At 69.6% G+C, this 10480-nt stretch carries 9 protein-coding genes; 1 reads left to right on the top strand and 8 read right to left on the bottom strand.

The genetic code is table 11. The features are described 5' to 3' along the window. Positions 1-305 precede the first annotated feature (305 nt). The 7 genes from AB0N06_RS36230 to AB0N06_RS36200 all read right to left on the bottom strand — a co-directional run bounded on the left by AB0N06_RS36230 (position 306) and on the right by AB0N06_RS36200 (position 8778). Complete coding sequence (locus tag AB0N06_RS36230; protein ID WP_366138943.1) at positions 306-1751, bottom strand: amidase; 1446 nt, start codon at positions 1749-1751, stop codon at positions 306-308. Positions 1752-1875: 124 nt separating this feature from the next. After that, entirely contained in the window at positions 1876-2688 is an 813-nt protein-coding gene (locus tag AB0N06_RS36225; protein ID WP_366138942.1) for an ATP-binding cassette domain-containing protein, read from the bottom strand. After that, positions 2681-3658 carry an ABC transporter ATP-binding protein gene (locus AB0N06_RS36220; RefSeq protein ID WP_366138941.1) on the bottom strand — a complete coding sequence of 326 codons (978 nt, stop codon included), beginning with the start codon at positions 3656-3658 and terminating at the stop codon, positions 2681-2683. The genes AB0N06_RS36225 and AB0N06_RS36220 overlap by 8 nt, the downstream gene beginning before the upstream one ends. After that, positions 3655-4515, bottom strand: a complete 861-nt coding sequence (locus tag AB0N06_RS36215; protein WP_366138940.1) for an ABC transporter permease — start codon at positions 4513-4515, stop codon at positions 3655-3657. The genes AB0N06_RS36220 and AB0N06_RS36215 overlap by 4 nt, the downstream gene beginning before the upstream one ends. Then, positions 4512-5459 (bottom strand): ABC transporter permease, encoded by a 948-nt coding sequence (locus AB0N06_RS36210; protein ID WP_366138939.1) that lies wholly within the window; start codon positions 5457-5459, stop codon positions 4512-4514. Before AB0N06_RS36210 ends, AB0N06_RS36215 begins: the two co-directional genes overlap by 4 nt. Continuing rightward, the gene (locus AB0N06_RS36205) at positions 5456-7108 is read right to left on the bottom strand and encodes an ABC transporter substrate-binding protein (protein WP_366138938.1); all 1653 of its coding nucleotides are present in this window, start codon (positions 7106-7108) and stop codon (positions 5456-5458) included. The genes AB0N06_RS36210 and AB0N06_RS36205 overlap by 4 nt, the downstream gene beginning before the upstream one ends. A 26-nt stretch (positions 7109-7134) precedes the next feature. Next, a complete protein-coding gene (locus AB0N06_RS36200; protein ID WP_366138937.1) occupies positions 7135-8778 on the bottom strand; it encodes a CocE/NonD family hydrolase in 1644 nt (547 codons plus the stop codon). Between the two features lie 137 nt (positions 8779-8915). Here AB0N06_RS36200 and AB0N06_RS36195 point away from each other — a divergent pair, with 137 nt between their 5' ends. Further along, positions 8916-9491: a TetR/AcrR family transcriptional regulator gene (locus tag AB0N06_RS36195; protein WP_366138936.1), complete on the top strand. Its 576-nt coding sequence runs from the start codon at positions 8916-8918 to the stop codon at positions 9489-9491. Between the two features lie 120 nt (positions 9492-9611). Here the strand turns inward: AB0N06_RS36195 and AB0N06_RS36190 are convergent. Further along, the coding region (locus tag AB0N06_RS36190) for an IS701 family transposase (protein WP_366138935.1) at positions 9612-10480 on the bottom strand (869 nt) is incomplete at its 5' end.

Raw genomic sequence — 10480 nt, 5'->3', positions numbered from 1 at the left:
GTTCCAGCGCGACGGGAAGGTCACGGCGGTCGCCGAACCCAAGCGGCGAGGTGGCGGCTCGGCCATGGTGGTGAACGAGAGCCGTTGACACGGCGGACGCTGCATCACTCCGCGCAACGTCTCGGTGCTTATGACGGGCGTGTTTCGAAAGGAGCGTCGTCCGCCGGTAGGGCGGGCCGGGCGGCATCTGGTGCGATCGCCAGGCGGAGGCTCGCCCCGATACTGGGTGTATCGGGGCGAGCCCGACAACGCAGTGAGGTGCCGCAGCTGTCGTCGTGCGCCCGCCGGGGATGACGGGACAGCCCTCAGGACTGGTCCGAGAGCCAGGTGGGCCGGTCAGCGCCCCACGGGTGCGCCTCCTCGAGCTGGGAGGCCAGGCGGATGAGCAGGTCGTCGCGGCCGTACGCGGCGGCGAGCTGGACGCCGATCGGGAGGCCCTGGGCGTTGCGGTGCAGGGGCAGCGAGATCGCGGGCTGCCCCGTGACGTTGAAGGCGGGGGTGTAGGGGAAGTAGGAGTAGTGCTTGTGCAGCGACTCGTCGGGGTTGCGCTCGTCGAGGTCGAGTTCGCCGACCGGTGCCGGCGGACCGCTGAGCGTCGGGGTGAGCAGGATGTCGTGGACGCCCTCCTGCCACCAGGAGGCCACGTCGCGGCCCCACCGCTGGAGTCGGTCGATGGTCTCGATGAAGTCGCTGGGGGACGCCTTGAGGCCTCGGCGGGCGTAGTGCCTGGTCATGGGGTCGTATTCGGTGATGTCGACCCTGCGGCCCACCAGCATGTCGATCAGCCTGAGGTCGGCCGCCACATAGCAGGAGATGAGGTCGGTGAAGGCCGGCAGCATGTCCGCCCAGCCTCCTATCGCTGTCGGGTAGGCGTCGATGACATCGTGCCCGAGCGCTTCGAGCATGCGTGCGGTGTCCTCCACCGCGCTCACGCAGTCGGGGTGGGTGGTGAACCCCGGCATCGACGTCAGGACGCCGATTCGCAACCTGCCTGTGGGAGCTCCGACTTCCTGGGCGAAGGGCCGGGTCGGCGGCGGGCACACGTAGGGGTCGCCGGGGAACGGGCCGGAGATGGCGTCCAGGATGGCAGCCGTGTCGCGGACGGACCGGGTGATGGCGCCCTGGTGGGCCAGACCCTGCCAGATTTCGCCGGCATCGGGCCCGTTGGAGACTCGGGCACGGGTGGATTTCAGGCCTACGCAGCCGTTGATGGAGGCGGGCATGCGAATGGACCCGGCGCCGTCGTTGCCGTGGGCCGCCGGGACGATCCGGGCGGCCACTGCGGCGGCCGCGCCGCCGGACGACCCTCCGGTGATCCGGTCCAGGTCCCAGGGGTTGCGGGTGATGCCGGTGGCGCTTGATTCGGTGACAACGCTGACCGCGAACTCGGGTGTGGTCGTCCGGCCGAGGCTGATGAACCCGGCCTCCCGGAACCTGATGCCGAGGTAGCTGTCGTTCTCGGCCACATAGCCGGAGTCTTGCAGCACCTTGCACCCGAAGTGATGCGGCTCGCCCTTGATCGCCGCTCCCGCGTCCTTGGCCAGGAACGGTACTCCGGCGAACGGCCCGCTCACCGGCTGGTCCGCGGCCGCGAGGGCCTTGTCGAAATGGCGCGAGGACAGCGCGTTGATCCTCGGGTTGCGCTCCTCGATCCGGCTGATCGCGGCCTCGACCAGTTCGCGGGGGCTGACCTGACCGGACGCGACCAGTTGCGCGAGGCCGGTGGCGTCGTACTCGTCGAAATCCTTCAAGGGATTCTCCTCAGCTTCATCAATGGGGGCACGGCGACGCGCAGCCCGTGCCACCCGCAACACGGGCTGCGCCATGGACAGTCGCCTGGTGGAAGACCGACGTGTGGAAGCGGCGCTGAGCCGGTCAGGGTGAGCGCAGCTCACCGGCTTCCGTTGGCAGGACGGAGAATGCGGTCGCACGCCTGGGGACCCAGCCGGGGCGCGGAATCGCGTCCACGAGGCGCCGGGTGTAGGGGTCGGCCGGGTGGTCGAGGACGGTGTCCACCGGACCGTGTTCCACGACCCGGCCGTGCCGCATGACCAGGATCTCGTCGCTGATGTGCGGGACTACGGCCAGGTCGTGGGTGATGAACAGCAGGGTCACCCCGGTCTCGCGGCGGATGGCCGAGAGCAGGGTGAGGATCTGTGCCTGGATGGAGACGTCCAGCGCCGCCACGGCCTCGTCCAGTACGAGGATCTTCGGCGAGGCCGCGAGCGAGCGGGCGATGGCGACGCGCTGCCGTTGGCCCCCGGACAGGGCCCTGGGAAGGGCACGGCCTTGGCGTTCGTCCAGGCCGACCATGTCGAGCAGTTCGTCCAGCCGCTCCTGGAACGCCGCGCCTCGCAGGCGGGAGTGCAGGCGCAGGGCCTCGGCGATGCAGTCGCGGACCTTCTGGCGGCGGTCCAGTGAGGAGTAGGGGTCCTGGAAGACCATCTGGATCTGGCGTGCCCTGCCCAGCCTGTCGTGCGAGGGCCGGGCGCCGGCGATCGCCAGCGTGCCGGAGGTGGGCCGCTCCAGCCCTGCGATCATGCGGGCGGTGGTGGTCTTGCCGGACCCCGACTCCCCCACGATCGCCAGCGACCCGCCGGGCGGTACCGCGAAGGACACGTCGTCCACAGCCACGAAGTCGCCGAACGTCTTGCGGAGGCGGGCCGCCTCCAGTGCGGGCTCAGACACTCGGTGCCTCCGATCCGGGGAACAGGCAGGCGGCGTTTCCCTTGCCCACGGGCGACAGGGAGGGCCGCTGGGTACGGCAGGTCTCCTGGGCCCGGGAGCAGCGGGGTGCGAAGGCGCAGCCGGCACCGACCTCGAAGGCCGACAGCGGGCGTCCGGGGATCGCCCGGAGGGTGCCGCCGCGTTCGCCGATGCTGGGGCGGGAGGCCAGCAGGGCCCGGGTGTAGGGATGGGCCGAGCGGTCGTGCAGGGCGTCGGCCGGCAGGTCCTCGACGACGGAGCCCGCGTACATCACGGCGATGCGGTCGCAGACGGCGGCGGCGAGTTCCAGGTCGTGGGTGATGAAGACCATCGCCAGGCCGCGTTCGGCGCGGGCCTCGTCGATGATGGCCATGACTTCGGCCTGGGTGGTTACGTCCAGGGCGGTGGTGGGTTCGTCGGCCAGCAGCAGCTTGGGTTCGGCGGCCAGCGCAGCGGCGATCATGACGCGCTGCAGCAGTCCGCCGGACAATTCGTGCGGGTGCTGGCGCATCCGACGGGCGGCGTCGGCGACGCCGACCTCCTGGAGCAGCGCGACCACCTTTGCCTCGGCCTGCCTGCGTGGCAGGCCTCGGGTGGTGACCAGGCCCTCGGTGAGGAAATCGCCGATGGAGCGGACCGGGTTGATGTGGGCCCGGGGGTCCTGGAAGATCATCGCGATCTCGGTGGAGCGGAATGTGCGCAGCGCGGACGAGCCGCCCTGGGGCACGGGCACGCCGTCGAAACGGATGTCTCCGCGCGGCCGCGCGCCGGGCGGCAGCAGCCGGAGCACGCTGCGCGCGGTCAGCGACTTGCCCGACCCCGACTCCCCGACGAGCCCGACTGCCTCGCCCCGACCGACCGTCAGATCGACCTGGTGGATCACGGTCCGGTAGGACCCGTCGACCCGAAGTTCCAGGCCGAGCCCTTCCAGCGACAGCAGCGGCGAACTCACAGGCCCTCCCCGAGCAGTTTGCGCGACAGCCCCGACCCGAGCAGATTGAAGGCGATCACAACGATCACGAGGGCGATCCCGGAGTAGAGGACCTGGCCTGCCTGGCCGGACAGGATGCCCGGATAGCCGCTGGACACCATCAGGCCCCACTCGGCCTGTGGCGGCTGCGCGCCGAGCCCGATGAAGGAGATCGCGGCGATGTCCAGCAGCGCATAGCCGAAGCCGACGGTGGCCTGGACGATGACGATCGGCAGCAGGTTGGGCAGCAGGTGGCGCAGCCAGATCCGCCAGGTCGGGGTTCCGAGGAGTTGCAGTGCGGCGATGTAGGGGAGGTTGCGCTCCTTCAGCGCGGAGTTCCGCAGCACTCGCGCGATCATCGGCACATATGCGATCGACATGGCCAGCACCGGCACGAGCAGCCCCGGGCCGAAGATCGTCGCGGCCACCACGGCCATGATGAGGCCGGGAAAGCCGAAGATGACGTCGAGGACGCCGGAGATGACCCGGTCCGCCCAGCCGCCGGCCCACGCGGCGGCGATGGCCAGCGTGGTGCCGGCCGTGGTGGCCAGCAGGACCACCGCCGCAGGGGCGATGAGGCTGGGCCGGGCGCCGTGGATGAGACGTGACAGGATGTCACGTCCGGTGTCGTCGGTGCCGAGCCAGTGCTCTGCGGAGGGGCCTGCGTAGACCGCGGCGGGATCGACGGCGTTGGGGTCGTACGGCGCGATGAGCGGGGCGAACAGCGCCACCAGGACCACGAGTACGACCACACAGCCGGCGGCCGCCGTCACCGGGTCGGCGACCGCGACCCGTCGCCTGCCGCCGCGCAGGGCACCGGCGATCTGATAGGTGCTCATGAGGACCTCCCCTTGAGGACGCGGGGGTCGAGCAGCGCGGTGACCAGGTCGACCAGTGTGTTGAGGACGACGAACGAGGCCACCATGATCAGCGAGATGGCCTGCACGGTGGCCAAATCCTGCTTGGCGGCGGCGTCGACGAGCAGCGCGCCGATGCCGTTGATGCCGAACGCCTTCTCGACCACGGCGGTGGTGGCGATCAGCCCGGCCATGGCGATGCCGGAGACCGCGAAGATCGGACCTGAGGCGTTGCGCAGCACATGGCGGCGGATGACGCCCGGGCGCGGGATGCCACGGCTGTCGGCGGTCTCCACGTGTTCGGAGCGGAGCTCGGCGCGGACAGAGGTACGGGTGATCTGGGCCACGTAGCCGATCCAGGAGAACGCCAGCGCGACGGCCGGAAGGGTGAGGTAGCGGAAGACGCCGGAGATGCCGCTGCCGCTGCCCGACGGCGCGAACCAGGACAGCCGGACTCCGAAGACGTAGGCCAGCAGCGCGCCGATCACAAACGTCGGGACTGCCATCGCGGCCGCGGAGAGCGCGGTCACGGACACTTCGAACCGGCCGCCTCGCAGCGCGGCCACCGTGCCGAGGGTGATACCGGCCAGCAGGATGATCGCTGCCGCGTACCCCGCGAGTGTCAGCGTGCTGGAGATCCGCTCCGCCAGCAGGTGGTTGACGCTGTCGCGGAAGGCCAGCGAGGATCCGAAGTCTCCGTGCAGCGCGCCGGTCAGCCACCGCCAGTAACGGACCGCGAAGGGATCGTCCAGGTGGTACTCGCGGTGGATGGAGGCGATGAGCTCGGGGTTGGGCGGTTTCCCACCGCCGACCAGCAGTGTCGCCGGATCGCCCGGCGCCAGCAGCATCGACCCGTAGATGGCCACGCTGGCGACGGCCAGGATGATCAACAGCCCGGCCGCCCGGGTGAGCAGGAACCGGCTCATCTTCCGGTGCCGCCGATCATGGCCGCCCACGGCATGTTGATGTAGGCGAAGGAGGCCGGAGCCCCGCTGATCCGCTTGTTCATGAACATGCGCTCATAGGGCGCTGCCACCGACACGACCGGGTGCGTGGCGGAGTACCGGGCCTGGGCCCGGTTGAAGAGCTCCGCCGACCGGACCGGGTCCAGGGTGGACTGGGCGTCGTCGAGCAGCTTGGTGACCTGGGGGTCGCTGTAGCCCGACCAGTTGAACAGGCCTCCCGGCGCGACGAAGGCGGGCGCGTAGGAGAGCGGATCGGGGACCTCGATGTAGCCGAATGCGATCATCAGGTCGATCCCGGCCCGCCCGGTGGGCACGTAGAAGAGGTTGGAGTAGTCGACCATCTGCATCTGCTTGATCTGCAGGTCCAGGCCGATCTCCTTGGCTCCGGCCTGGAGGAAGGTGAGGATCTGCATGCTCATCTGGTCCCCGGCCGGGGTGGCGACGACCAGGGTGCGCCGGGCGGGATCGGCCTGTGCGACCAGCTTCTTGGCCGCCGCGGCATCGACGGCGGGGACGTCGGGCAGGGCGTCATATCCCTGCTGGTAGGTCTTGTGGGCCTGCGAGCGCCGCCAGACGGTCGGCGGGATGAAGGTCTTCTCCGCGGACGCCAGCCCGCCGAACACGTTCTTGACGATGGCGCTGCGGTCCAGGACCAGGCTGAGCGCGTCGGTGAGGCGCTTGTCGGCCAGTGGGGACTTGTCGGAGGCGACGAGAAGGGTGACCGACTGGGTGGCGATGCCGTAGTGACGGTTGCCGGTCTTGCTCCCGGCCACCGCCCGCATCGTCTGCAGCGGCACCTCGTAGGAACCGTCGATCTGGCCGGACAGCAGCGCGCTGGAGAGGGTGTTGCCGTCGGTGATGAACTTGAACACCACCTTGTTGGCCTTGGGCTGCAGCGTGGGGTCCCAGTAGGCGGGGTTGCGGGTGATGGTGATGGACTGGCCCGACTTCCAGGAGCCCAGCTTGAAGGGCCCGGTGCACATCAGGCCGCCGGCCACCTGGCCGTAGTTCTTTCCAGCCTTGGTGGCGTACGCCTTCTGGCTGACCGCGCCCACCTCGGTCGACAGCAGCTTGAGGAACAGCTCGTCCGGCTTGGAGAACCTGACGGTCACCTGCAACGGCCCGCTCTTGGCGATCGAGGACACGTGCGCGAAGAGGGCGGTGCTGATCGATCCGGACTTGGGGTCCTGCTGGCGGGTCAGGCTGTAGACGACGTCGTCGGCCGTCATCGGCTTGCCGTCCCAGAATGTGATGTCCGGTCGCAGGTTGAGGATCAGGGTCCTGGGGTTGGGAGTAGTCCAGGATTGCGCCAGGCCCGGGCCGTAGGAGTAGTCAGGTTTGAGGCGCAGCAGTGAGTCGCAGAGGTTGGCCTCCACCGTGCTGGGCGAGTAGTCGCCGACCTTGGCCGGGTCCAGCGTGGTCGGCTCACCCATCGGCAGGTTCCAGGTGATTTCACCGAGCTTCCCGGACGCGGCGGGGGTGATGACGGTCGGTGTGATCCGGTCGGTCTCCTTGCCGGAGTCGGCCGAGGCTCCCCCACAGGCTGCGGTCGTCGCAAGGAGCCCCCCGGCTGCGATGGACGCGAAGCAGTGTCTGGTCGAGGTCCGCATGAGATGTCCCTTGAGGCAGGAGAGGGTTATCTGGTCACGGTGAGGCTGAGGACTCCGGAGTGCAGAGTCTGGGTGCTCGGCTTGGGGGTGACGGTCAGCCACGGGCTCTCGTCAGTCCCGGAGTTGGGGACGTACAGTGGGAAGTCGCTGCTGGTGATCATCAGGGCCAGCCGGTGGCCGGGCCGGAGGCGGTAGCCGGTGTGGCCGAGGTCCAGGCGCAGCTCGCCACGGCAGGTGCCCTGAGCGTCGCCGCGAACGATCTGGTGAGTGGCTCCGTCGGGACCGACGTCGACCAGCTTGGCGAGGACGTCGAAGGTGGGTGCGGAGCTCGCCACCTCCAGCCGCAGCTCGACCGGACCGGCCAGGTCGAGCGGCTCCTCCAGCACTGCGCCACTGAACAGCAGCACATCGCCGCGGTCGGCGGTGGCGCTCTCGTCCGGGTAGCGGCGCAGAAACTCCCAGGTGTTGGGAACGGCGGAGGGAACCAGGTCGTCCGGGTCGTAGCGCCAGTCGACGCTGCCGGTCCCGGCCTGTTCGCTCAGCGAGCCTCCGGGGGCGGTTCCGGTGGCGGCCTCGACATCGGCGAGGAAGAGGGAGTACGTCTGCGCGCCTGCCGGCGGCCACACCTCGGAGGTCTGCCAGCCGACGTGGCCCAGGTGCCAGCGCACCCGGGGCAGGCTGCCGGGGTCCTTGAGCCCCTTCAGGAAGACGTCGTAAAAGTCCAGCGCCGGGCCGGTGTAGGAGTCCAGCATGCGTTCCAGCGCCTCGTCGTTGGCACTGTGGTCGTCGTCATCGTGCAGGGGCGCTTCGTGGAGGAAGTTGTTCTCGTGGTCGATGGAGTCGGCCCACAGGTACTGCACGGCCGCCCAGCCGGGCCGCTTGGCCAGCTGCGTGTAGTCGTACATGTGGGCGGAGCCGATGTTGTCGAACCAGCCCACGCAGTGCAGCACCGGTACCGGGCGCGCGTCGTAGGGGTGGGTGGCGTTGTAGGCGTCCAGCGCGATCGGGCTGGGCACTGTGAGGTCGAAGGCGGTCGAACGGGAACCGATCGCCTCGAATGCCTGCTCGAAGGTGTCGCGCAGCGGCCTCACGGAGTAGTCCGGCCTGTAGTCATAGGTGTGGCTGTCCACCCAGTGGGTGGCCAGGTAGATGGCCCCCTCCATCCACGGCACCCGGCGGATCGACGGGTTACCGGGGTTCATCACGCTGGGCGCAAAGCCCGTGGAGGTGACACGGGGGACGATGGCGCGCAGCGCCGGGTGCTGGCTCGCGACCGCCGACCACTGGGCGAACCCGTAGTAGGAGTCGCCGAACATCCCGACGATCCCGTTGGACCACTCCTGGTTGGTGATCCACTCGATGGAGTCATAGCCGTCGTTGACCTCGCCGGTCCAGGCCGTGGTCGCGCCCTCGGAGCGGAACTTGCCCCGCACGTCCTGGACAACGAGCACATAGCCGCGGGCGGTGAACCGTTCGGCCACCTTGTCCATGAAGACGTACCGGCTGTTCTTGTCGTACGGCAGCCGGACCAGCACGGCCGGCGCCGGACCACCGCCGGCGGGGGCATAGACGTCGGTCGCCAGCCGGACGCCGTCGCGCATGCGCACCATGTGCTGCTGCGCGGTCGGCGGGACCGGCTCGGCCTCGATGCGGCGGAACTCCAAGGACATGATTCCCCTGCCGATAGGGCGCGTGACGCGCGGAAGGATCTGCTCCGCCGGCCAGGAACCGGCGTGATACAACAACGTTGTGCAACAACGTTGCATCTCGCGTAATGCCCGTCAAGACTCTGCAGTAGATTGCTTGGATGCCGATTGACGTCGATGAAACCCAGCGGCTTCAGGAGATCGCAGCCGCGACCGTCCGGGTTGCCGAAGAGAGCGGGCCCCGGTCGGTGACCATCCGCGCGGTCGCCAAGGAGCTCGGCGGCTCCACGGCGGTGATCACCAATTACCTGCCCAGCCGCGCCGCCCTGATGTTCAACGCCTTCCAGGTCAACCAGCGGCTCTGGCAGGACGATCTGGAACAACATGTGCACGGCCTGACCGGGATCCCCCGGCTGCGCGCCCTGGTCGAGTGGCACTGCACCAGCACCGGCGACGACGACGTACTGCGTCGGCTGTGGGTCGAAATGCTCGCCATCGCGCAGACCCTGCCGGCCGACCTCACCGCCTCGGCCCACGCGCAGGCGCGCGACGCCTATGCCACCATCGCCGGTGCGATGGCCGACGCCGACCTCACCGACACCGTCGCCACCGACGTGCTGTTTCTGATCATCCGGGGCTTCTTCGTCGCCACCATCGAGGACCCTGCCTCCTGGCCCCCGGAACGTGCCGCCGCCGCCGCGCTCAGGGCACTCGAACTGCTGTTGACCGCCCGCTAATAGGGCTTTGTTAGATCCTGTGGTGGGGTTCGGGGGTTGCTGCGGGTTGGCCGCATATCGAGCAGGCGCCGGTCCAGGTGGCCAGGAGGGCCTGGAGTTCGCGGAGGACCGCGTAGAGGGTCAGGCCGGCGCAGGGGCTTTTGGGTCGAGCCGCAGCAGGGTGCAGAAGGCCTGGGCGAGGGAGGCGAGGGTTGCGTGGCGGTGCCAGCCGAGGTAGTTGCGGCCCTCGAAGTGGTCCAGGCCGAGACCGTCCTTGAGCTCACGGTAGTCGTGCTCAACTCGCCAGCGGATCTTGGCGATTCGCACGAGCTCGCGTAGTGGGGTGTCGGCGGGCAGTGTCGAGAGCCAGTAGTCGGTCGGCTCGGCGGAGTGGGGTGGCCACTGGACGAGCAGCCAGCATTCGGGCAGGGAGCCGTCGGCGGCGCGGCGGATGGACCGGTTGGCCGGGCGGACCCGCAGGGACAGGAACTGTGAGCGCATGTCGGCGTTCGGGTTGTGCTTGGTGGCCTTGCTGCCCTGGCGCCAGGTGACGGTGCGGGTGGCCGTTTGTCCGGCTGTCAGGGCCAGTGCGCGCAGGGTGGTGTGCGGCTGGGGGTAGGCGGACACGGGAGGGCGGCCCTGCCCGGAGTACGGCGGGCGCTCGGGCGTGGCGTCGCCGGGGTGCGCGGTCGTGGTGGCTTTGACCGCGACGGCGTAGGTCAGGCCGCGCTCGGTCAGGCCCTCGCGAAAGCCCGTGGCGTCGCCGTATCCGGCGTCGGCGACGACCGGCAGGTCTGGCAGTTCCCAGTCCTCGCGGACCTCGTCGAGCATGTCCAGGGCCAGGCGCCACTTCTCCCGGTGGCGAGCGGTCTCGGGGATGCCGGCCTTGGCGCGGCGGCGTCGGATCGCCTCGGCCAGCAACGCGTCGTCGCCGTGCTTGGTGTCGTCCCAGCTCTCGGGAAGGAACAGGCGCCAGTCGACGGCGGAGGAGGCACGGTCGCTGACCAGGT

The sequence above is a fragment of the Streptomyces sp. NPDC051020 genome (assembly GCF_040683105.1).
GTDB lineage: Bacteria > Actinomycetota > Actinomycetes > Streptomycetales > Streptomycetaceae > Streptomyces.
The sequence above is the reverse complement of the archived record's forward strand: the minus strand, read 5'-3'. Positions and strand labels throughout refer to the sequence as shown.

Coding starts and splice junctions, on each gene's coding strand:
- AB0N06_RS36215 (WP_366138940.1), bottom strand. CDS start 4,515: ATGAGCACCTATCAGATCGCCGGTGCCCTGCGCGGCGGCAGGCGACGG.
- AB0N06_RS36210 (WP_366138939.1), bottom strand. CDS start 5,459: ATGAGCCGGTTCCTGCTCACCCGGGCGGCCGGGCTGTTGATCATCCTG.
- AB0N06_RS36205 (WP_366138938.1), bottom strand. CDS start 7,108: ATGCGGACCTCGACCAGACACTGCTTCGCGTCCATCGCAGCCGGGGGG.
- AB0N06_RS36200 (WP_366138937.1), bottom strand. CDS start 8,778: ATGTCCTTGGAGTTCCGCCGCATCGAGGCCGAGCCGGTCCCGCCGACC.
- AB0N06_RS36195 (WP_366138936.1), top strand. CDS start 8,916: ATGCCGATTGACGTCGATGAAACCCAGCGGCTTCAGGAGATCGCAGCC.